General features: G+C 69.1%; 19 protein-coding genes and 1 other RNA gene. 10 read left to right on the forward strand and 10 right to left on the reverse strand.

Annotated features, from left to right (window positions below; translation table 11 throughout):
- The first annotated feature begins 25 nt into the window (after nt 1-25).
- Nucleotides 26-973: an ATP-binding cassette domain-containing protein gene (locus tag ABD355_RS25360; RefSeq protein ID WP_344402917.1), complete on the forward strand. Its 948-nt coding sequence runs from the start codon at nt 26-28 to the stop codon at nt 971-973.
- Nucleotides 970-1,785, forward strand: a complete 816-nt coding sequence (locus ABD355_RS25365; protein WP_344402918.1) for an ABC transporter permease — start codon at nt 970-972, stop codon at nt 1,783-1,785. Before ABD355_RS25360 ends, ABD355_RS25365 begins: the two co-directional genes overlap by 4 nt.
- Nucleotides 1,786-1,879: 94 nt before the next feature.
- Here ABD355_RS25365 and ABD355_RS25370 read toward each other — a convergent pair whose 3' ends face one another.
- Nucleotides 1,880-2,860: a LysR family transcriptional regulator gene (locus ABD355_RS25370; protein ID WP_344402919.1), complete on the reverse strand. Its 981-nt coding sequence runs from the start codon at nt 2,858-2,860 to the stop codon at nt 1,880-1,882.
- Between the two features lie 95 nt (nt 2,861-2,955).
- Here ABD355_RS25370 and ABD355_RS25375 point away from each other — a divergent pair, with 95 nt between their 5' ends.
- The 7 genes from ABD355_RS25375 to ABD355_RS25405 all read left to right on the forward strand — a co-directional run bounded on the left by ABD355_RS25375 (nt 2,956) and on the right by ABD355_RS25405 (nt 13,744).
- Complete coding sequence (locus ABD355_RS25375; protein ID WP_344402920.1) at nt 2,956-4,323, forward strand: MFS transporter; 1,368 nt, start codon at nt 2,956-2,958, stop codon at nt 4,321-4,323.
- A 130-nt stretch (nt 4,324-4,453) separates the two neighbouring features.
- Nucleotides 4,454-5,749, forward strand: coding sequence for an ABC transporter substrate-binding protein (locus ABD355_RS25380; protein WP_344402921.1), 1,296 nt, complete (start codon nt 4,454-4,456; stop codon nt 5,747-5,749).
- On the forward strand, nt 5,746-6,705 hold the full coding sequence (locus tag ABD355_RS25385) for a carbohydrate ABC transporter permease (RefSeq protein WP_344402922.1): 960 nt from the start codon (nt 5,746-5,748) through the stop codon (nt 6,703-6,705). The genes ABD355_RS25380 and ABD355_RS25385 overlap by 4 nt, the downstream gene beginning before the upstream one ends.
- Nucleotides 6,702-7,526, forward strand: a complete 825-nt coding sequence (locus ABD355_RS25390) for a carbohydrate ABC transporter permease (RefSeq protein WP_344402923.1) — start codon at nt 6,702-6,704, stop codon at nt 7,524-7,526. Before ABD355_RS25385 ends, ABD355_RS25390 begins: the two co-directional genes overlap by 4 nt.
- Before the next feature lie 10 nt (nt 7,527-7,536).
- Complete coding sequence (gene yicI, locus ABD355_RS25395) at nt 7,537-9,786, forward strand: alpha-xylosidase (RefSeq protein WP_344402924.1); 2,250 nt, start codon at nt 7,537-7,539, stop codon at nt 9,784-9,786.
- A complete protein-coding gene (locus tag ABD355_RS25400; RefSeq protein ID WP_344402925.1) occupies nt 9,786-10,793 on the forward strand; it encodes a LacI family DNA-binding transcriptional regulator in 1,008 nt (335 codons plus the stop codon). Before yicI ends, ABD355_RS25400 begins: the two co-directional genes overlap by 1 nt.
- Before the next feature lie 41 nt (nt 10,794-10,834).
- Nucleotides 10,835-13,744 carry a glycoside hydrolase family 3 protein gene (locus ABD355_RS25405; protein WP_344402926.1) on the forward strand — a complete coding sequence of 970 codons (2,910 nt, stop codon included), beginning with the start codon at nt 10,835-10,837 and terminating at the stop codon, nt 13,742-13,744.
- Here the strand turns inward: ABD355_RS25405 and ABD355_RS25410 are convergent.
- The 7 genes from ABD355_RS25410 to ftsE all read right to left on the reverse strand — a co-directional run bounded on the left by ABD355_RS25410 (nt 13,731) and on the right by ftsE (nt 19,527).
- On the reverse strand, nt 13,731-14,717 hold the full coding sequence (locus ABD355_RS25410; RefSeq protein ID WP_344402927.1) for an extracellular catalytic domain type 1 short-chain-length polyhydroxyalkanoate depolymerase: 987 nt from the start codon (nt 14,715-14,717) through the stop codon (nt 13,731-13,733). The genes ABD355_RS25405 and ABD355_RS25410 overlap by 14 nt on opposite strands.
- A 90-nt stretch (nt 14,718-14,807) precedes the next feature.
- Entirely contained in the window at nt 14,808-15,281 is a 474-nt protein-coding gene (locus ABD355_RS25415; protein WP_344402929.1) for a hypothetical protein, read from the reverse strand.
- Nucleotides 15,282-15,490: 209 nt separating this feature from the next.
- Nucleotides 15,491-15,885, reverse strand: a transfer-messenger RNA (tmRNA) gene (gene ssrA, locus ABD355_RS25420).
- A gap of 126 nt (nt 15,886-16,011) precedes the next feature.
- Nucleotides 16,012-16,554 (reverse strand): SsrA-binding protein SmpB, encoded by a 543-nt coding sequence (smpB, locus tag ABD355_RS25425; protein ID WP_344402999.1) that lies wholly within the window; start codon nt 16,552-16,554, stop codon nt 16,012-16,014.
- A gap of 82 nt (nt 16,555-16,636) precedes the next feature.
- Nucleotides 16,637-17,815: a S41 family peptidase gene (locus ABD355_RS25430; protein ID WP_344402931.1), complete on the reverse strand. Its 1,179-nt coding sequence runs from the start codon at nt 17,813-17,815 to the stop codon at nt 16,637-16,639.
- Nucleotides 17,816-17,882: 67 nt separating this feature from the next.
- The gene (gene ftsX / locus ABD355_RS25435) at nt 17,883-18,803 is read right to left on the reverse strand and encodes a permease-like cell division protein FtsX (RefSeq protein ID WP_115907857.1); all 921 of its coding nucleotides are present in this window, start codon (nt 18,801-18,803) and stop codon (nt 17,883-17,885) included.
- Nucleotides 18,804-18,837: 34 nt separating this feature from the next.
- On the reverse strand, nt 18,838-19,527 hold the full coding sequence (gene ftsE / locus ABD355_RS25440; RefSeq protein WP_030943440.1) for a cell division ATP-binding protein FtsE: 690 nt from the start codon (nt 19,525-19,527) through the stop codon (nt 18,838-18,840).
- A 262-nt stretch (nt 19,528-19,789) separates the two neighbouring features.
- On the opposite strand from ftsE, the gene ABD355_RS25445 reads away from it, so the two are divergent.
- Nucleotides 19,790-19,981, forward strand: a complete 192-nt coding sequence (locus ABD355_RS25445; protein WP_016438128.1) for a hypothetical protein — start codon at nt 19,790-19,792, stop codon at nt 19,979-19,981.
- A 105-nt stretch (nt 19,982-20,086) separates the two neighbouring features.
- Here ABD355_RS25445 and ABD355_RS25450 read toward each other — a convergent pair whose 3' ends face one another.
- Nucleotides 20,087-20,941, reverse strand: coding sequence for a hypothetical protein (locus ABD355_RS25450; protein WP_344402932.1), 855 nt, complete (start codon nt 20,939-20,941; stop codon nt 20,087-20,089).
- 280 nt (nt 20,942-21,221) lie between these two features.
- Nucleotides 21,222-22,328 carry a peptide chain release factor 2 gene (prfB, locus tag ABD355_RS25455; RefSeq protein ID WP_344402933.1) on the reverse strand — a complete coding sequence of 369 codons (1,107 nt, stop codon included), beginning with the start codon at nt 22,326-22,328 and terminating at the stop codon, nt 21,222-21,224.
- Nucleotides 22,329-22,372: the final 44 nt, after the last annotated feature.

Consider the following 22,372-nt stretch of genomic DNA (forward strand, 5'->3'; position numbering starts at 1 on the left):
CCCAGCCCTTGAAGGAGCACTCCCCATGACCGACCTGGCCATCACGGCGAACGGGCTGCGCAAGTCCTACGGCGACAAGACCGTCCTGGACGGCATCGACCTGGCCGTCGCGGCAGGAACGATCTTCTCGCTGCTCGGCCCGAACGGCGCCGGCAAGACCACCGCAGTCAAGATCCTCTCCACTCTGATCAGCGCCGACGCCGGCGACCTGTACGTCGGCGGGCACAGCCTCGCCACCGACGCGCAGGCCGTGCGCGCCGCGATCGGCGTCACGGGGCAGTTCTCCGCCGTCGACAACCTGATCACCGGCGAGGAGAACATGCTCCTGATGGCGGACCTGCACCACCTCTCCAGGCGCGAGGGACGGCAGGTCACCGCCGAACTGCTGGAGCGCTTCGACCTCACGGAGGCCGCGAGGAAGCCCGCCTCCACCTACTCCGGCGGTATGAAGCGCCGCCTGGACATCGCCATGACCCTGGTCGGCAGTCCGCGGATCATCTTCCTCGACGAGCCGACCACCGGGCTCGACCCGCGCTCACGGCACACCATGTGGCAGATCATCGGCGACCTCGTCACAGGCGACGGCGTGACCGTCTTCCTCACCACCCAGTACCTGGACGAGGCCGACGAACTCGCCGACCGTATCGCCGTCCTCCACGACGGCAGGATCGCCGCCGAAGGCACCGCCGCGCAGCTCAAGCGGATCGTCCCCGGCGGCCACGTCCGGCTCCGCTTCACCGACCCGGCCGTATACCAGAGCGCCGCCTCCGCCCTCGGTGAGGCGGCCCGGGACGACGAAGCCCTCGCGCTGCAGATCCCCAGCGACGGCAGCCAGCGAGAACTGCGCTCCATCCTCGACTGGCTGGACTCGGCCGGCGTCGAGGCCGACGAGCTGACCGTGCACACCCCCGACCTCGACGACGTCTTCTTCGCCCTGACCAGCAGCACCCGGCCCGAGGAGGCCCTGCAATGAGCACCCCTACGGCTCCCGCCCACCCGACCCGGATCTCCCTCGCCGTGCGCGACTCGTCCACGATGCTGCGCCGCAATCTGCTGCACGCCCGGCGCTATCCGTCGCTCACCCTGAACCTGCTGCTCACCCCGGTCATGCTGCTGCTGCTCTTCGTCTACATCTTCGGTGACGCGATGAGCGCGGGCCTCGGCGGCGGCGCCGACCGCTCCGACTACATCGCCTACCTCGTGCCGGGCCTGCTGCTGATGACCGTCGGCTCCACCACGATCGGCACCGCGGTGTCCGTCTCCACGGACATGGCCGAGGGCATCATCGCCCGCTTCCGCACCATGGCCATCCACCGCGGCTCGGTGCTCATCGGACACGTCATCGGCAGCGTCCTGCAGTGCCTGATGAGCGTGGTCCTGGTCGGCGCGGTCGCCGTGGCCATCGGCTTCCGCTCCACCGACGCCACCGCACTGGAGTGGGTCGCCGCCTTCGGGCTGATCACGCTGTTCGCACTCGCCCTCACCTGGATAGCGGTCGGCATGGGCCTGGTCAGCCCGAACGCCGAGGCGGCCAGCAACAACGCGATGCCGCTGATCTTCCTCCCGCTGATCTCCAGCACCTTCGTCCCCCTGCACACCATGCCGGGCTGGTTCCAGCCGATCGCCGAGTACCAGCCCTTCACTCCCGCCATCGAGACCCTGCGCGGCCTCCTCCTCGGCACCCCGATCGGCCACAACGGATGGCTCGCCATCGCCTGGTGCGTCGGCCTCGCGGTCCTCGGCTACTTCTGGTCGGCGTCGAAGTTCAACAGCGAGCCGAAGTAACCGTCATGACAGCGCGGGCCACCCCGCAAACCCGTGCCACCCCAGGCGGCGTACACCGACAACTCGTCGGAGTGCGCCGCCCGTTCGTGTCCGGTCAGCGCTTCCGGGCCCCGGCGGCCATGACCTCCGCATCGATGGCCGGAAACCATCCATCCGAAGGCATCCGCAGCCACGCCTCCTCCGCCGAGAGTTCGGCCGCCGCTCGTCGAAGCGCATCGAAGGCGGGGTGCACCAGCCCCTTCCGCCAGACAAGTGACACCGGCGACAGGGGCACGGGATCGATCAAGGGCCGCAGCACCCTCCCGGGCATGGGCGGAAAATCCGCCACGGCGAGGATCGGATCGCGCGTCTTGGCCATGATCCGCTCGAACTCCTCCTCCCCTACGGCCAGCGGAGCGGGTGGCGCGATCTCGATGCCCCGGCCGTCGAACAGCCGGCGGGCGAGATCCGTCCACTCCGGTGTCCGCGGATTTCCCGCCCCCGCGTACACCGTCTCCCCCGCCAGCGCGGCGAGCGGCACCGCGTCCAGCGCCGCCAGCCCGTGGTCCTCGGGCAGCACGACCGCCATCGGCTCATAGCGCACGGGCTGGTGCTCCAGCCGGGCCCGCAGCACCGGTTCCAGCCCTGCGAACCGGCCGAACGACGCGTCCAGCCGCCCGGCCAGCAGTTCCGCCGCCGCGCCGGTCAGCCCGCTCTCGTAACGCGCCATCAGCTCGTGCTCCGGGGCGAGTTCGCGGGCCCGGTGCAGGACGCGGCGCGCGGTGGCCGCGCCCCGGTAGTTGAGGTCGACCAGCAGCGGCCTGGCCTGCCCGAAGGCGGCCAGCAACTCGTCCTGCGCCTGAAGCACCCGACGCGCATACGGCACCAGCCGGTCACCGTCGGCCGTGAGCGTCACCTGCCGGGTGCTGCGCACGAACAGTTCGGCGCCCAACTCCCGCTCCAGGCGCCGCACATCGCGACTGAGCGCCTGCTGGGCGACGTAGAGCCGGGCGGCGGCGCGCGTGAAGTGCAGTTCCTCGGCGACGGCGAGGAAGGCACGCAGGAGGCGGGGGTCGAGATCGCTGGGCGCGGGCATCCGGCGAATCTACAACAGGACTTACAACACAGGTGCGTGAATCGGTGCGGAGAAGGTGTTGGACCCCTTGATCGCCTCCGGGCGACCGTGGGCCCATGCCGCAACCGACCCCCAAGAACGCCCCGTGTTTCACCGTCACCGCCGACACCCTCGTCATCGTCGACTTCAGCCCCCGTACCCGCAACCGCCCGCCCGGCCCCTATCACCGTCTGTTCACCACCCCCGGGGCCCGAGCCTTCACGTTCGCGAATTTGCTGGCCCGGCTCCCCATGGGCATGTTCAGCGTGAGCGCCGTCGTGATGATCGCCGGGGCGCGCGGTTCGTACGCCCTCGCCGGCGCCGTCACCGCGACCGGCCTCGCGACGACGGCCGTGGTGGTCCCGTGGACCGCGCGGCTGGTCGACCGGTACGGCCAGGCCCGTGTCGCCGTACCCGCCACGGTGATCGCGGCGTTCGGCTCCCTCGCCCTCCTGCTGTGCGTGCACCTCGGCGCCCCCGCCTGGACGCTGTTCGCCTCCTACGCCGCCACCGCGACGACCCCGAACACCGGCGGCATGTCCCGCGCCCGCTGGGCCCACCTGCTGAAGGGCGACGACGGCGCGCTGCACACCGCGAACTCCTTCGAACAGGCCGCCGACGAGCTCTGCTTCATGCTGGGGCCGGTCCTCGCGGCCTTCCTGTGCGGGACGTTCTTCCCGGAGGCCGGCACGCTGGTCGGGGCGGTGCTGCTGCTGACCGGCATGCTGCTGTTCGCCGCGCTGCGCTCGACCGAGCCGCCCGCGCAGCGGCACGCTCGCGCCCGGTCCCCGTTCCGCACGCCCGGCATGCCGCCGCTGCTTGCCGTCTGCCTGGCCATGGGCGCGGTGTGCGGCTCCATGGAGGTCGTCACGATCGCGTTCGCGGACGCACAGGGACACCGTTCGGCGGCGGGCGTCGTGCTCGCGCTCCAGGCGGCGGGTTCGTGCGCGGCAGGTCTGCTGTACGGAGCCCTCAAGCCGAGCGGTCCTGCCGATGCCCGACTGCCGTGGTGCATCGCCGCGATGACCACCCTGATGACCGCCCCGCTCCTCGCCGCCTCCCTCACCGGCTCGCTCCCGCTGCTGGCGGGTGCGCTGCTGGTGGCGGGCATGGCAACCGCCCCGACCATGGTCACGACGATGACACTGGTGCAGCAGCGCACCCCCGAGGGCCGCCTCAACGAGGGCATGACCCTCGCGGTGACCGGCCTGCTCGGCGGCATCGCCTGCGGCTCCGCAACCGGCGGCTGGCTGGTGGACCACGTGTCCCCGACGGCGGGATTCGGAGTACCGGTGACGACGGCCGCAGCTGCGCTGTTGATCGCCGGGTGCGCTATGCGCCCCATAGGGGCGCGGAGAACTGCGCGACAAGCCACGACGAACCCGCAGACAAAGGACGACCCCTCACCGCCCACCCAGCGGAGCATTTCTCGCGCAAGCCATTGACGCGCCCACGCCCCGCACATACCTTCGCCCGTCGAAGCGCTTCGACGTCACGCATCGAATCGATTCGACGACCGGATCCGTCCGCCGCGTGACGTCCCGAATACCCATCCGGCTCTCCTGGAGGCACGGGATGTTGACGGCACGAAGGCGTGCGATGACGGTCGCGGCCGCGCTCATCGGCGGATCGCTGCTGGTCACGGCATGCGGCGGCTCGGACAGCGGGTCCTCCGACGCCAAGACGCTGAAGCTCTGGCACTACGAGGGCCCCGACAGCGCGATGGGCGTGGCCTGGAACGAGGCGATCAAGGAGTTCGAGGCGAAGCACCCGGGCGTGAAGGTGAAGTTCGAGGAGAAGGGCTTCGAACAGATCCAGAAGACGGCACCCATGATCCTGAACTCCTCGGACGTGCCCGACATCATGGAGTACAACAAGGGCAACGCGACCGCGGGCGCGCTCGCGAAACAGGGCCTGCTGACCGATCTCACCGCCGAGGCCACCCAGCGCGGCTGGGACAAGAAGCTCAGCGCGGGCGTCCGTACGACCAGCATGTACGACACCAACGGCGTCATGGGCTCCGGCAAGTGGTACGGCGTCCCCAACTACGCCGAGTACACGATGGTCTTCTACAACAAGGACCTCTTCAAGAAGTACGGGATCACCGAGCCGAAGACGTTCGACGAACTGACCTCCGCCATGGACAAGTTCGTCGCCAAGGGCGTCACCCCGCTCGCCAACGCGGGCGCCGAGTACATGGCCCAGCAGTACCTCTACCAGCTGGCCCTCTCCAAGGCCGACCGCTCCTGGGTCGACAAGTACGAGCTGTACAAGGGCAAGACCGACTTCCACGACACGGCCTGGACCTACGCGGCGAACACCTTCGCCGACTGGGTGAAGAAGGGCTACATCAGCAAGAAGTCCACCAGCACCAAGGCCGAGGACGCGGGCGTCTCCTGGATCCAGGGCAAGTCGCCGATCCTGTTCTCCGGCAGTTGGTGGTACGGCCGCTTCCAGCAGGAGGCCAAGTTCGACTGGGACACCACCCTGTGGCCCGGCTCGAACCTGACCCTGGGCTCCGGTGGAAACGTCTGGGTGGTCCCCAAGAACGCCAAGAACAAGGACCTGGCCTACGACTTCATCGACATCACCATGTCGAAGAAGATCCAGAACCTGCTCGGCAACAAGGGCGGCATCCCGGTCGCGGCCGACACCTCCGCCATCACGGACCCGAAGTCCAAGCAGCTCATCGCCAACTTCAACACCCTCAGCGGGCGTGACGGCCTGGCCTTCTACCCGGACTGGCCGGTGAACGGCTTCTACGACGTCCTCGTCTCCGAGACGCAGAAGCTGATGACGGGCAGCGAGAAACCGGACGCCTACCTCAGCGCACTGCAGCAGGCCTACGACAAGGGCGCGCCGACGACATGACGGTGACCGTCGAACGGGGTGCGCGGGCCGTCGGCAAGCGCCCGGACGCCGGCCCGCGCCGCCCCCGTACCCGCGACTCGTACGCCCTGTTCCTGCTCCCCGGCATCCTGGCGTTCACGGCGATCATCGTCGTCCCGTTCCTGATGAACACGGGCGTGAGCTTCACCGAGTGGCAGGGCATCGGCACCCCCAAGTGGACCGGGCTCGCCAACTACCGCGAGCTGATGGACGACTCGGAGTTCTGGGCGTCCTTCCGGCACAGCCTGTTCATGGTCGTCGCCATGGCGGCCGTACCGACGATGATCGGTCTCGTCCTGGCGGCGGCGCTGTTCGACTACGTCGGCAAGCACTTCGGATCGCGGTGGGCGGCGGTGCTGCGCGCCTGCTTCTATCTGCCGCAGGTACTGCCGATCGCGGTCGCCGGCATCGTCTGGAGCTGGATCCTCGCCCCCGACAACGGCTCCCTCAACGAGCTGCTGAAGGCGGTCGGGCTGGGCTCCTGGCAGCAGGACTGGCTCGGCGACCCCGACATCGCGCTGTACAGCGTCATGGGCGTGATGGTCTGGGTGCAGATCGGCTTCCCGCTGGTGGTCTTCATGGCGGGTCTGCAGCGCGTCGACCCGCAGCTGTACGAGGCGGCCGAACTGGACGGCGCGGGCTGGTGGCGCCGCTTCTGGCACATCACGCTGCCGCAGATCCGCCCGGAGATCTACGTCGTCCTGACCTGGTGCACGATCGCCGCGCTCAAGGTGTTCGGGGCGGTGTACGTGCTGACCAAGGGCGGCCCGGGCGGCGCGACCGACGTCCCGTCCTACTTCTCCTTCTCCACCTTCTTCGAGAAGACCCAGGTGGGCTACGGCGCCGCGATCTCCACGATCCTCACGGTGATCATCCTGGTGCTCTCCCTCGTCCTGCTGAAGCTCCAGACCCGCGACGAGGAAGGGGACCGCGCATGACGACCGCCCTGCGCCGCTACCCGGTGCTGATCGCGCTGTGCATCGCCGCCCTGTTCATGGTGGTCCCGTTCCTGATCGTCGCCGTCAACGCGTTCAAGTCGCCGGCCGAGTACTCCCAGCACGGCCCGCTCAGCCTGCCCGAGGGCCTGTACCTGGACGGTCTCAAGAGCTTCTGGCAGCGCGTGGACTTCGGCCAGAAGCTGGTCAACTCGGTGCTGATCAGCGGCTCGGTGGCGGTGCTCGCGGTGATCCTCTCCGTCCTCAACGCGTACGCCATCGGGATCGGCCGGATCAAGGGCCGCACCTGGGTCCTGGCCTTCTTCGTCCTCGCCAACATGCTGCCGCAGGAGGCGCTGGTCTACCCGATCTACTACCTGGCCAAGCAAGCCGGCCTGTACGACACCAGGCTGAGCGTGATCATCGTCTTCACGGTGATCCAGGCGGCCTTCGGCACGTATCTGCTCTCGTCGGTGCTGGGCCAGTTCCCCCGCGAGATCATCGAGGCGGCCCGTATCGACGGTGCGAACAAGTGGCAGGTGCTGTGGCGGATCGTCGTGCCGGTCAGCCGGCCGACCATCGGCGTGCTCCTGGTCTTCTTCTTCATCTGGACCTGGAACGAGTTCCTGCTCCCCCTGGTCATGCTGATCTCCAACGACAACCAGACGGTGTCGGTGGCCCTCGGCGTCCTCCAGGGCCAGCGCCTGATGGACGCCACGATGACCAATGCGGCGGCCCTGCTCGGCGTGCTCCCGGCGATCGTGTTCTTCCTCGTCTTCCAGCGGACCCTCACCCGCGGCATCGCCGTCGGTGCTGTCAAGTAAGGACCCCCACGTGAAGTTCACCGATGGTTACTGGCTGCTGCGCGAGGGCGTCACCGCGGCCCATCCCGTCGAGGTCCTCGACGTCACCGCGACGGACGGCACGCTGGAGATCCATGCGCCGACCCAGCCCATCCGCCACCGCGGCGACCTGCTGAAGGGACCGGTCGTGACGATCAGCGCGCACACCCCGATGCCCGACGTCATCGGCCTCACCTTCACCCACTTCGAGGGCGAGCAGTCACGAGGCCCCGAATTCGACCTCAGTGAACAGGAGTTCACCCCACAGGTCGGGTACGACGACGAGCACGCGACCCTCACCTCCGGCGCCCTGTCGGTCCGAGTGGCCCGTACCGGCTCCTGGCACGTCGACTTCCTCGCCGACGGCCGCACCCTCACCTCCAGCGGCCCCAAGGGCATGGGCATCATGCGGAACGCGGAGGGAGCGCACTACCTGCGGGAACAGCTGGGCCTCGGGGTCGGTACGTCCGTCTACGGCCTCGGCGAGCGCTTCGGCCCCCTCGTCAAGAACGGCCAGGTCGTCGACATCTGGAACGCCGACGGCGGCACGGCCACCGAACAGGCCTACAAGAACGTCCCGTTCTATCTGACGGACGCGGGCTACGGCGTCTTCGTCGACCACCCCGGCAAGGTGTCCTTCGAGGTCGGCTCGGAGGCCGTCTCCCGGGTCCAGTTCAGCGCGGAGACCCAGGAGCTGACGTACTACGTCATCTACGGCCCCAGCCCCAAGGACATCCTCCGCAAGTACACGGCCCTCACCGGCCGCCCCGCCCTGCCGCCCGCCTGGTCGTTCGGCCTGTGGCTGTCGACGTCCTTCACGACCTCGTACGACGAGGAGACGGTGACGTCCTTCATCGAGGGCATGCGGGAGCGTGAACTGCCGCTGTCCGTCTTCCACTTCGACTGCTTCTGGATGCGGGAGTTCAACTGGTGCGACTTCCAGTGGGACCCTCGGGTCTTCCCGGACCCGGAGGGCATGCTCGCCCGGCTGAAGGCGCGCGGCCTGCGCGTGAGCGTGTGGATCAACCCGTACATCGCCCAGCGCTCCCCGCTCTTCGCGGAGGGCAAGGCGCTCGGCCATCTGCTGAAGCGGCCCGACGGAAGCGTCTGGCAGTGGGACATGTGGCAGCCGGGGATGGCGCTGGTCGACTTCACCAGCCCGGCCGCCCGCGACTGGTACGCCTCGAAGCTGGAGGCGCTGCTCGCGCAGGGCGTCGACTGCTTCAAGACCGACTTCGGCGAGCGGGTGCCGGTGGATGTGGCGTGGTCCGACGGCTCGGACCCGGAGCGGATGCACAACTACTACACGTACCTCTACAACCGCACCGTCTTCGACGTGCTCCGCAAGCACCGCGGCGAGGGCGAGGCCGTGCTCTTCGCCCGCTCGGCGACGACCGGCAGCCAGAAGTTCCCGGTGCACTGGGGCGGCGACTGCGAGGCGACGTACGAGTCGATGGCCGAGTCGCTGCGCGGCGGGCTGTCGCTCGGCCTGTCCGGCTTCGGCTACTGGAGCCATGACATCGGCGGCTTCGAGGGCACCCCGACCCCCGCCCTGTTCAAGCGGTGGCTGGCCTTCGGGCTGCTGTCCTCCCACAGCCGGCTGCACGGCAGCTCCTCCTACCGCGTGCCCTGGCTGTTCGACGAGGAGTCGGTGGACGTGCTGCGCCAGTTCACCCGGCTGAAGCTGCAGCTCATGCCCTATCTGTACGAGGCCGCACGCACCGCCCACACCCAGGGCGTGCCGATGATGCGGGCGATGGTGCTGGAGTTCCCGGACGATCCGGGGTGCGCGCATCTGGAACGGCAGTACATGCTGGGGCCGGATCTGCTGGTCGCGCCGGTCTTCGACGACGAGGGGGATGTGTCCTACTACGTGCCCGAGGGCACCTGGACGCACTTCCTGAGCGGCCGGACGGTGACCGGGCCGCGCTGGGTGCGCGAGAGGCACGGCTTCCTGAGCGTGCCCCTGCTGGTACGGCCGGGCACGGTGATCCCGGTGGGCGCGGTGGCCGACCGCCCCGACTACGACCACGCCGACGGGGTCACCCTGCGGGCCTACGGCCTGGAGCGGGGCGCGCAGGTGACGGTGCAGGTGGGGGACGTCACCTTCACCGTCGTACGCGAAGGGGACACGCTGCGGGCCTCGTGCAGTGAGCCGGTGGCTCAGTGGAGCCTGGCCGCCGGGGAGCGGACGGCGCGGGCGCAGGCGGGTACCGGATTCCTCTCCCTGGAGCTGCGCTGATGGTGAAGATCACCGATGTGGCGCGGCATGCCGGGGTCTCCCCCAGCACCGTGTCCTACGCGCTCAGCGGCAAGCGCCCGATCTCCGAGGAGACCCGGCAGCGGGTCGAGGCGGCCGCCCGCGAGCTGGGCTACCGGCCGCACGCGGGCGCCCGTGCCCTGGCCAGCAGCCGGTCGAACGTCCTGGCGCTCGTGATCCCCTTACGGGCGGGCATCCACGTCCCGGTGGTGATGCAGTTCGCGGTGTCGGTGGTGACGACGGCCCGCAGGCACGACCACGACGTGCTGCTGCTGACGCAGGAGGAGGGCGAGGAGGGGCTCAGGCGGGTGGCGGACACGGCTCTGGTGGACGCGCTGATCGTGATGGACGTCCAGCTCCGTGAGCCCCGGCTGCCGTTGCTGCGCTCGCTGGAACGGCCGTCCGTGCTGATCGGCTTCCCGGCCGACTCCGAGGGCCTGACCTGCATCGACCTCGACTTCAAGGCGGCCGGCGAGGCATGCGTGGAGCATCTGGCGCGGCTCGGGCACCGGGTGGTGGCGCTGGTCGGCTCGCCGCCGGAGGTGTACGTACGGCAGACCGCGTTCGCCCAGCGGGTGGTGCAGGGCTTCACGGCCGCCGCCGACCGCAGCGGGCTGTCCTCCTCCGTGCACCCCTGCGAGGCCTCACCCGCGGCCGCCCGACTGGTGGCCGAGCAGCTCCTGCGCGAACACCCCGCGCTGACAGGCGTCGTCGTCCACAACGAGCCGATCCTCGAACCGCTCATCGAGGCCTTCGAGCAGCTGGGCCTGCGGGTGCCCGGCGACCTCTCCGTCACCGCCATCTGCCCGGACGAACTCGCCGAGTCCGTCCGTGTCCCCGTCACCTCCGTCGCCCTGCCCTCCGCCGAGGTGGGCGAGCGAGCGGTGGAGCTCCTGATGAAGAAGCTCGGCGGCAGCGCCGTACCCGAGGCGACCCTGCTGCCGCCGCGGCTGACGGAGCGGGCCAGCACCATGCCACGCAGTGCCTGACCAACTCATCTGTGCAAGGCCCTACTTGAAGGAGCCGTGACATGAAGGGCAAGCGAAGAAGACAGAGGACCACGCTGCTGGCGGCCCTGACCCTGATCGCGGGTCTGGGCGCCACCGTCCCCGCCCATGCCGACGACCCCGCCTACCCGTTCCGCGACCCTAATCTCCCGGTGGCCGCCCGGGTCTCGGACCTCCTCTCCCGCCTCACCCTCGACGAGAAGATCTCCCTCCTCCACCAGTACGAGCCCGCCATCCCCCGCCTCGGCATCCAGTCCTTCCGCACCGGCACCGAGGCCCTGCACGGCGTGGCCTGGCTCGGCAGGACGACCGTGTTTCCGCAGGCCGTCGGTCTCGCCTCCACCTGGGACCCGGCCCTGCTCCGCCAGGTCGGCTCGGCGGTCGGCGACGAGGCACGCGGCTTCCAGCAGACCCGCCCCGCGGGCTGGGGCCTGAACCTGTGGGCCCCCGTGGTCAACCTGCTGCGCGACCCGCGCTGGGGCCGCAACGAGGAGGGTTACTCCGAGGACCCGTATCTGACCGGCGCGATCTCCACGGCGTACGGCACGGGCCTGACGGGAGGCGACCCGGACCACCTCAAGACGGCCCCGACGCTGAAGCACTTCCTCGCCAACAACAACGAGGAGCACCGCGACACCACCAGCTCCGAACTGCGCCCGCGCGTGCTGAAGGAGTACGACGAGCAGGCCTTCAAGCCCGCGATCGAGGCGAATGCGGCGACCGGCGTGATGACCTCGTACAACCTGGTCAACGGCCGCCCGAACACGGTGAATCCGGCCCTCGACGACACCGTCCGGACCTGGACCTCGAAGAACCTGCTGAATGTGACGGATGCCGCGGCGCCCGGGAACCTCGTCGGCAGCCAGAAGTACTACGGCACCCAGACCGAGGCCGACGCGGCGGCGCTGAAGGCGGGCATCGACAGCTTCACCGACAACGACACCGACTCCGGCCCGACGACCACGGCGATCAAGTCGGCCCTGTCCGCCGGCCTGTTGAAGGAGTCGGACGTCGACAAGGCCGCGGGAGACGTGCTGAGCGTCCGCGTCCGCCTCGGCGAGTTCGACCCCGGCGGCGGCAAGTACGGCTCCATCGACGCGTCCGTCATCGACAGCCCCGCCCACCGCGCCCTGGCCCGCAAGGCGGCCACCGAGGCGGCGGTCCTGCTGAAGAACGACGGCGTGCTGCCGCTGAGGAAGACGGGCAGCGCCGCCGTCGTCGGCCCGCTCGCCGACACCCTCTACACGGACTGGTACTCCGGCACCCTCCCCTACGCCGTCACCCCGAAGGACGGCATCGAGTCCAAGCTCGGCGCCCCGGTCGCCGGCAGCGAGGGCGTGGACCGGATCGCCCTGAAGGACACGGCGACCGGCAAGTACGTGACGGCGGGGGCGGGTGAGGCGGGCGCGCCCCTGAAGGAGACGGCGGATTCCGGTACGGGAGCCCAGTTCGACGTCTTCGACTGGGGCTCCGGCATCGTGACCCTGCGCTCAGCGGCGAACGGCAAGTACGTCGGCTACAACTGGTCGAACTTCGTCAACGACCAGAAACAGCCGAACGGCTGGTACGTACAGCAGCAGTTCAAGCTGGAGCGCCAGGACGACGGCACGTACCTGCTCCGCTACGCCGGCTACGAGACCGGCGAGTCCTGGTGGTCGAACCCGGTCTACCTGGGCCCGACGGGCACGGACGGCACCCTCGGCCTGGTCGCCAAGGACCAGGCGGCCCACTACACCAAGGACGTGGTCCGCAGCGGTGTCGCGGAGGCGGTCGCCGCGGTCAAGGGCAAGGACCAGGCGGTCGTGGTGGTCGGCTCCGACCCCTCCATCAACGGCCGCGAGGCCCACGACCGCACGGACCTGGCCCTGGCTCCGGCTCAGGAGGCCCTGGTCAAGGCGGTGCGGGCGGCCAACCCGCACACGGTCGTGATCGTCGAGAACAGCTATCCGACCACCCTGGGGTCCTTGCAGAAGGAGGTTCCCGCGCTGCTGTGGACCACCCACGCGGGCCAGGAGACCGGCAACGCCCTCGCCGATCTGCTCTACGGCGACGCCAACCCGTCGGGCCGCCTCACCCAGACCTGGTACCGCTCCGACGCCGACCTCCCGCCGATCCTCGACTACGACATCATCAAGTCGGACCGCACCTACCAGTACTTCACGGGGCAGGCGCTCTATCCCTTCGGCTACGGCCTGTCGTACACGACGTTCGCGTACTCCGGTCTGCGGCGGGTGGGCGACGGCTACGAGGTCGCGGTCACCAACACCGGCAGCCGGGCGGGCGCGGAGGTGGTCCAGCTCTACACCCACCAGCGCACCTCCCGCGACAAACAGCCGCTCAAGCAGCTCAAGTCCTTCCAGCGGGTGTCGCTGAAGCCGGGTGAGACGCGGACGGTCCGGCTGAAGGTACGGCCGTCGGACCTCGCGCACTGGGACGTCACCCGCTCCAAGTGGGTGGTGGAGAGCGGCACTTACGACGTCCTGGTGGGCTCGTCGTCCTCCGACATCCGCGCCCGTACGTCCTGGCAGGTGAAGGGGGAGACGATCCCGCCCCGAGACCTGTCGAAGACGACACGCGCGGAGAACTTCGACGACTACTCCGCCGGCATCGCTCTCGTCGACGAGTCCAAGGCGAGCGGTACGGCGGTGTCGGCGGCCTCCGACGGCGCGTGGCTGAAGTTCGCGGACACCCGACTGGAGCCGGGCGCCGACGAGTTCGGCGCACGGGTCGCCGGGACCTCGTCCGGCACGGTGGAGGTGCGGCTCGGCTCACCGACCGGCACCCTCGTCGGCACGGCGCGCTTCGCGGGCACGTCGTCGCCGTACGACTACACGACGGTGACCGCGAAGCTGTCGGGCGCGACGAAGGGCCGTACGGACGTCTATCTGGTCCTGAGCAAGGGCGTACGCCTGTCTACGTTCACCCTGCGCTGAGGCCCCAGGCGAGCCCGAGCCGGTAGGCGGCGCACAGGTTCACATCGAGGAGGTAGGCCCCGGCGGCACCGCACTGCGCGGTGCCGCTGCCGGGGTCGACCGGCTGCCCGTGCCCCATGCCGGTGATGCTGTACGTCTCGACGGCGGTGTTCCCTGCCGGGTCCCGGAAGACCTGGTGGGGATAGCCGGCGACGGTGTCGCTGACGTCCGCGGTCTGGTCGGCCCCGTGCACATCGGTCCACTGCTTCATCAGGTCGGTCATGTTGACGGGCTTGACGGTGTAGTCGGCGCTGCCCTGGAAGACGGTGAGCGTGGGCCACGGGCCGGTGTAGCCCGGTCGGGCGGCGCGCACCCGGTCGCCCCACTGTTTCGCCGTCTGCGTGGCGCCGACGTACATGCAGACATACGGCGATCCGGCGGCCTGCGCGCATCCGTACGGCAGCCCGGCGACAATGCCGCCCGCGGCGAACTTCTCCGGGTAGTCCGCCATCATCACGGCGGTCATGCCACCGCCGGCGGACAGTCCGGTGACGTACACGCGTGAGGCGTCGCCGCCGACGTCGGCGAGTTGCCGGTCCACCATCTGCGCGACGCTCGCGGCCTCGCCCTGGCCGCGTTCGATGTCCCCGCTCTGGAACCAGTCGAAGCAGTTCGAGGCGTTGTTGCTGCTCTGCTGCTGCGGCAGCACGACGGAGAACCCCCACCGGTCGGCGAGCTGGAGCCAGCCGCTGCCGGTGCCGTACCCGGATGCGTCCTGCGTGCACCCGTGCAGGGCGACGACGACGGGCCGCCCGGCAGGAAGCCCGTCCGGCACGTACCGGAACATGCGCAGGGCTCCGGGGTTGGAGCCGAAGCCGGTGACTTCCTGGAGGGAGGCGGCGGCCGCCCTGCCCGGGGTGAGGAAGGCGGCGATCAGCGCGACCAGGAGGGTCGCGAGGAGGGTGCTGTGACGTGCGGCTCTGGTCTGGGTCATGGGGAGGGACCGTAGAAGCGTGAACGGTCCCTCGACATATGGTGCGGCACCACATCCGGCGCCGCGGTTGTGGGACTCCGGGCCGGGCCCTCAGGCCGGGACCGGGTTTGCGGCTCCCTCGGCGCGGCGCTCGCGCAAAAGGCCGCGGATGGAGCGGATCCGCCAGGCGGTGAAGGCGAGCACGACGACGCCGGTGAGGGCGGGCCACTTCCACCGGCCGGAGCTGTCCTTGGTCGCGGTGCGGGCCGAGGCCCCGTCGACGCGGGCGGCGAGGGGCTTGTCGGGAGGGGACGTCAGGATGCCGTCGATGCCGACGGCGGGGATCCGCACGCTGTGGTCGTCGGACTCGAACGACCCGGCACAGGCCCATCCGTCCTCCCAGAGGTCGCTCCACGCTCCGGTGGCGCGTCGGCAGTCGGTGACCTGGACGGTCCCGGGCATCCCGGTGAGTTCGGCGTGGGCCTGGACGATGCCGTGGCCGGCGAGGAAGACACCGCCGATGAGCCCGATGACGGCGAGACAGATCTCGCGGGGCAGCCTGGGCAGGAGACGGATCAGGAACATGCGTGGGTGGGTCCTTCGTGGGGTGGGGTGAGACCGTACGGCCGTGCAGAGGTGCGGGCCGAGGGCCCTGCCCAGGTCGGCCCGGAGTTCTTCGGCATACCCCCGGTCGCCGGTCGCGATCACCCTATGGCAGCTGTGTGGGTCCTGTGAAGGTGTACACGACAAAGGCCCCGCCGCTCGGAAGCGACGGGGCCTTGCCCACATGGGATGAGTGGAGATGGCGGGAATCGAACCCGCGTCCAACGGTGCGGAATCAGGGCTTCTCCGTGTGCAGTTCGCTGCGATTTTCTCGGCCCCGGCGATCACGCGAACAAGTCGCCGACGGGCCCAGTCACTGTTTGATTTCCCTCTTCACCCCGTGACCGGGATCAAGGTTTAGTCCCCTAGCTGATGCCAGGATCCGGGTCGGGAACAGCCCCGGGCTGACACTCCCATTAAGGAGCTATTCGATCACTACCTGATCAGGCAGCGAGAGCGAAAAGCTCGGGAGAATCGCTCTTGGAATTGGCGATTATTTTTTGCGGCATATGGTTTACGAGATCATTGCCGCTTCCTCGACACGCTTCCCCTGCTTCGACAGCCGCTGTCGAAACCGATCATCCCCATGTTGTGTTTTCAACCCCTCCGGAGAGGGCCCCTCCGAAGAGGGCGTGCACCCGCTGTGAGGTGCAGTGCCATCGTACGTGAACAACGAGCGACGATGCCACCGTATTCCCGGGCGCCGGGTCTGCTACACGCCGCGCTGCCTGCGCTTCGCCGCCGCGATCGCCCGGTCCGACTCCCGCCGGTCCTGCTTCTCCCGCAGGGTCTGGCGCTTGTCGTACTCCTTCTTGCCTCGTGCGAGGGCGATCTCGGCCTTCGCACGGCCGTCCTTGAAGTACAGGGCGAGGGGCACGATCGTGTGACCCGTCTCCTGCGCCTTGGACTCCAGCTTGTCGATCTCCTCACGGTGCAGCAGCAGCTTGCGCTTGCGGCGCGCGGAGTGGTTGGTCCAGCTGCCCTGGTGGTACTCCGGGATGTGGGCGTTGTGCAGCCACGCCTCACCACGGTCGATCTGGACGAAGCCGTCGGTCAGCGAGGTCCGTCCTTCGCGCAGCGACTTGACCTCGGTGCCGGTCAGCACCAGGCCGGCCTCGTAGGTGTCGACGATCGCGTAGTCGTGCCGGGCCTTCTTGTTCTGGGCGACGATCTTGCGCTTGCCGCCCTTCTCGCCGTCCCTGGCCTTCGCGGCCGCCCCGCCCTGCTTGGGCTGGGACTCCTTCGGTACGTACATTCCCTTGCTCATAGTGCCGTCCATTTTCGCACTACGCGGGGGTGTCCGGGCCAGCCCTTTAACGGCTGTCCGCAACGGCTGTCTAGTCGGCGTCGCCCAGGCCGTCGAGCACGGTCTCGGCCCGCTCGACGGCCGCCTGGCCCGGCGAGGTGACGTCCAGGTCGGGGGTGATGCCCCGGCCGTCGACGCTGCGGCCGGAAGGGGTGCGGTAGTGCCCGACGGTCAGTTCGGCGACGGAGCCGCCGGGGAGCTGGCGCGGCATCTGGACCGAGCCCTTGCCGAAGGTGCGGGAGCCCACGACGACCGCACGGCCGCGGTCCTGGAGGGCGCCGGTCAGCATTTCGGCCGCGCTCATCGTCCCGCCGTCGACGAGCGCGACCAGGGGTCTGGTGGTGTCGCCGCCGGGGGCGGCATGCAGGGCCTGCTGCTCGCCGTCGACGTCGTACGTGGCGACGAGGCCGCCGTCGAGGAAGGCGGAGGCGGTGGTCACGGCCTCGGTGACCAGGCCGCCGGAGTTGCCGCGCAGGTCGAGGATGATCCCGGCGCCTGCGGGGGCCTGCCGTACGGCGGTGCGGACGACGTCGCCGGAGCCCTTGGTGAACGCGGCGATCCTGATCACGGTGACCCCGTCGGCGAGCTTTCGAACGGTGACCGAATCGGTGGACAGATGCGCGCGGCGCAAGGTCTCGATCCACGCGTGCGTGCCGCGCTGCAGGCCCAGCCGCACCGCCGTACCGGCGGCCGCGTCGGTGGCGTCGCCGCGCAGTAACGACACGACCTCGGTGACGGGCTGCCCGTCGACCCTCTCGCCGTCGATGGTGCGCAGCCGGTCGCCCTTGCGGATCCCGGCGGCGGCCGCGGGCGAGTCGGCGGCCACCTTGGTCACCTCGATACGGCCGTCCCGCTCGCGCCTGGCCCACAGGCCGACGCCGGTGTACTGGCCGTCGAGGGCCTCCTCGAACTCCTGGTACTCGCCCTCGGAGTAGACGGCGCCCCAGCGGTCTCCGCTGCGGCTGACCGCGCGCTCCGCGGCCTCCATCGGGGACTTGCCGTCGGCCAGGGCCTCCTCGGCCGCCTTCGCCACGTCCTCGTGATGACCGGCGGGCACGCTCGAACGGGCCGCACCGGACGGGGATTTCCGGTCGCTCTCGGAGAAGGAGCCGGTCGCCGCGCCCGCGACGAGCACGCTCGCGAAGACCAATGTCAGGACGGCCCCGCGGCGAATGCGGCGGGGCTGGCAGAACAGGTCACGACCTGACATGCCGGTGAGTCTAGGACAACGCGAAGGGCCGCACGGCCGGTTGACCGTACGGCCCTCTTGGCATGCGTCACACCTTCAGGTACTTGCGCAGCGCGAAGAACGCGGCAAGCGCAGGCATCAGCAGACTCGTGGCGAGGATGAGCGGCAGCTTGGTCAACACCGCGTCCCAGCCGATGAAGTTGATCAGATTCAGCTTCTGGGACAGGGCCAGACCGTGGTCGATGATGAAGTACCGCGCGACCACCAGGAACCCGCAGGCGACCGTCCCGCCGATGAGCCCGGCGACCGCCGCCTCCGCGATGAACGGCGCCTGGATGTAGAAGCCGGAGGCACCGACCAGGCGCATGATCCCGGTCTCACGCCGCCGGCTGAACGCGGACACCCGCACGGTGTTGACGATCAGCATCAGCGCGACCACGAGCATCAGCGCCATCACGGCCCGCGCGGCCCAGTTCATGCCGTTCAGCAGTCCGAACAGATTGTCCAGAATGCCCTTTTGGTCCTGCACGGACTGCACACCGTCGCGCCCGTCGAAGGCGGTTGCGATGACCTGGTACTTCTCCGGGTTCTTCAGCTTGATCCGGTACGACTCCTGCATCTGGTCCGGCGTGAGGGAACTGGCCAGCGGGGAGTCGCCGAACTGCTGCTTGTAGTGCTTGTACGCATCGTCCTGCGACTCATAGGTGACCTTCTGGACGACCGTCGTCATCTTCTCCAGGTCGGAGAGGATCTGCTTCTTCTGGTCGTCGGTGACCGCGCCCTTGGCGCAGTTGGGGTCGGACTCGGCGTCGCTCTTGTTGCAGAGGAAGATCGAGACGTTGACCTTGTCGTACCAGTAGCCCTTCATCGTGCTGACCTGGTCGCTCATCAGGAGCGACCCGCCGAACAGGGCCAGGGACAGGGCGACGGAGACGATGACCGCGAAGGTCATGGTCAGGTTGCGGCGGAGACCGACACCGATCTCGGAGAGTACGAACTGTGCGCGCATGGCGACTGGTTGAGCCTTTCCGTGGACGTGGCGGTCAGTGCTGGTAGCCGTAGACGCCGCGTGCCTGGTCGCGGACGAGGCGGCCCTTCTCCAGCTCGATGACGCGCTTGCGCATCTGGTCCACGATGTTCTGGTCGTGCGTCGCCATCACCACGGTGGTGCCCGTCCGGTTGATCCGGTCGAGCAGCTTCATGATGCCGACGGAGGTCTGCGGGTCGAGGTTGCCGGTCGGCTCGTCCGCAATGAGCAGTTTGGGCCGGTTGACGAAGGCGCGCGCGATGGCCACGCGCTGCTGTTCACCACCGGACAACTCACCGGGCATCCGATCCTCTTTCCCGCCCAGGCCGACCAGGTCGAGCACCTGCGGCACGGACTTGCGGATCTCGCCCTTCGACTTGCCGATGACCTCCTGCGCGAAGGCGACGTTCTCCGCCACCGTCTTGTTCGGCAGCAGCCGGAAGTCCTGGAACACCGTCCCCAACTGGCGGCGCATCTGCGGCACCTTCCAGTTGGACAGGCGCGCGAGGTCCTTGCCCAGAACGTGCACCTGACCGTGGCTGCACCGCTCCTCGCGGAGGATCAGCCGCAGAAAGGTGGACTTTCCGGAGCCCGAGGACCCCACGAGGAACACGAACTCGCCCTTCTCCACTTCCAGGGACACATCCCTGAGTGCAGGACGGGTCTGCTTGGGGTAGACCTTGGAGACGTTGTCGAATCGGATCACGGATGCACCACGGGTCGCCGGGGGTAGATGAGCGTGACCATACGCGAGTCGGGTGCACAAGCGCAGGCGGCGGTTGGGGTTGGGTGCAGGTTGTGCCCTTTTGTACGGGACTTTGTCAGGGGCAGCCGCGAGACAAGCGTCACCGCCCCTCTCGGGGCGACCCCGCGCGACCTCCGGAGGAACCTGGCACAGTAGAGAGGGGAACGTTCGGCAACGACAAACCGTTCTCCCAGTGGAACGTATTCGCAAGGAGGGCGAGCGCATGACGTACGACCGGCTGGTGTGCGCAAACTGCGCGGCGCCCGTGAGCGAGGGCCGGTGCCCCGTGTGCCGTGCGAACCGCGAGCGGCTGCAGCAGGAGAACTTCTTCGCGGGGCTCAACCCCATGGCGCTGATCGCACTGCTGGCAGTGCTGATCGCCGCGGTGGCGCTACTGGCGCACCAGACCGCGTAGGGCGCGTCACAGGGGCACCGAGACGCCCGAGGGGCCCGGAGCGATGCACGCTCCGGGCCCCTCGTCGTACGTCGTCGCACACATTGCGTGTGCACACGGCTACCGTCAGGCAGCCGCACCGCCACGGCCGCCCACGAGGCGCGGCAGAAGGCGGAAGCCGACGCCACCGGCGATCATGGTGGCCGCACCGATGATCAGGAAGGTCGTCTGGCCGGCACCGGTCTCGGCGAGCTGCTGACCCTTGCCCTTGGTCTGGGTCTCGGTGTTCGAGCCGGTGTCCGTGAGGACCGAGGAGCCCTGGTCCTGGGTGGAGGTGCCGGCGTTGCCGTCGGGGTTGGTGTTGGAGTTGCCACCACCGTTGTTCCCGTGGCCGTGGCCGTTCCCATTGCCGCTGCCACCCGAGTTGCCGTTGCCGCCACCCGTGGTGCTGCCGCCACCCGTGGTGCTGCCACCGCCAGTGGTGCTGCCGCCGGTCGTGGCACCGCCCGTGGTGTCACCGCCGGTCGTCGCACCGCCGGTCGTGGCACCGCCCGTGGTGTCACCGCCGGTCGTCGCACCGCCCGTCGTGGCACCGCCCGTGGTGTCGCCGCCGGTGGTGCCGCCACCGATCACGCCACCGATCACGCCACCCGTGGTGTCGCCGCCGGTCGTGGCACCGCCCGTGGTGTCACCGCCGGTCGTCGCACCGCCCGTGGTGTCACCGCCCGTCGTCGCACCGCCGGTCGTGCTGCCACCCGTGGTGCCGCCGGGGTCGCAGGTCGGGTCGACAACGACGTCGCACGGGCCGCCGCCCGTACCCCCGGTGTCGTCGCCGCCGGTGTTGACACCCACGTTGACACCGGCCACGTTCACGTCGATACCCACCGCGGAAGCGGCACCGGCGGCGGTCAGCGAGGCACCGGCAGCGATCACTGCGCCAGCGGCTACCCGCGCGACGCGGAGCCGCGTCTTCTTCGTCATAAGGTTGCTACCCCCAGTAGCTCATCGTCATTGAGGCGGCGCTCGGGGGCCGTGATCGACGGAGGTGGCTGCGCTGCAAAATTCCCCCGGTTCACATGCGCCCCAGAGATACGCATGCCGCGCTTCACCCTTCCCATTTTTCAAAGCAACGTCAAGGGCATTGCGTGCGCAATGTCCACTTGCGGGTTGTTTACAGCGAGTTGGAACCTGTGAGTGTGATGTAAAACCCAGACAAACAGCAACTGCCGCCCGTGGGGCGGCAGTTGGCAAGTCGACAAAGTTACTTCTCTTGCTGCTTGCGCCAGCGAATACCCGCCTCGAGGAACCCGTCGATCTCACCGTTGAACACGGCCTCGGGGTTGCCGACTTCGAAGTCGGTGCGCAGGTCCTTGACCATCTGGTACGGGTGCAGGACGTACGAACGCATCTGGTTGCCCCAGGAGTTGCCGCCGTCGCCCTTCAGGGCGTCCATCTTGGCCTGCTCCTCCTGGCGGCGCCGCTCAAGGAGCTTGGCCTGGAGGACGTTCATCGCGGTGGCCTTGTTCTGGATCTGCGACCGCTCGTTCTGACAGGAGACGACGATGCCGGTGGGGAGGTGGGTGAGGCGCACCGCGGAGTCGGTGGTGTTGACGCCCTGACCGCCGGGGCCCGAGGACCGGTACACGTCCACGCGCAGTTCGGACTCGTCGATCTCGATGTGGTCGGTCTGCTCGACCACGGGAAGCACCTCGACGCCCGCGAAGGAGGTCTGGCGCCGCCCCTGGTTGTCGAACGGGGAGATGCGCACGAGCCGGTGGGTGCCCTGCTCGACCGAGAGGGTGCCGTAGGCGTACGGCACCTGCACGGCGAAGGTGGTCGACTTGATGCCGGCCTCTTCGGCGTAGGACGTCTCGATGAGCTCGGTCTTGTAGCCCTTCTGCTCCGCCCAGCGCAGATACATCCGCTGCAGCTTCTCGGCGAAGTCGGCGGCGTCGACGCCTCCGGCCTCGGCGCGGATGTTGACGAGCGCCTCACGGGAGTCGTACTCACCGCTCAGGAGCGTGCGGACCTCCATCTCGTCCAGCGCCTTCTTGACGGCGGCGAGCTCGGACTCGGCCTCGGCGCGGGTGTCCGGGTCGTCCTCCTCCTCGGCCATCTCGAAGAGCACGGCGAGATCGTCGATCCGCCCGCGCAGCGCCTCGGCCTTCCTGACCTCGGCCTGCAGGTGGCTCAGCTTGCTGGTGATCTTCTGCGCCTCGTCCGGGTTGTCCCACAGGGACGGCGCGGCCGCCTGCTCCTCGAGCACGGCGATGTCTGCCCTCAGCTTGTCGAGGTCCAGAACGGCCTCGATCGACTCCATGGTCGAGGAGAGGGACTTGAGCTCTTCGGATACATCGACGACTGCCACGCCTCCAGCGTAACGGCTCCGCCAAGCGGTGAGTGTCCGGCTAC

The organism is Streptomyces longisporus (assembly GCF_039532765.1).
GTDB lineage: Bacteria > Actinomycetota > Actinomycetes > Streptomycetales > Streptomycetaceae > Streptomyces > Streptomyces longisporus.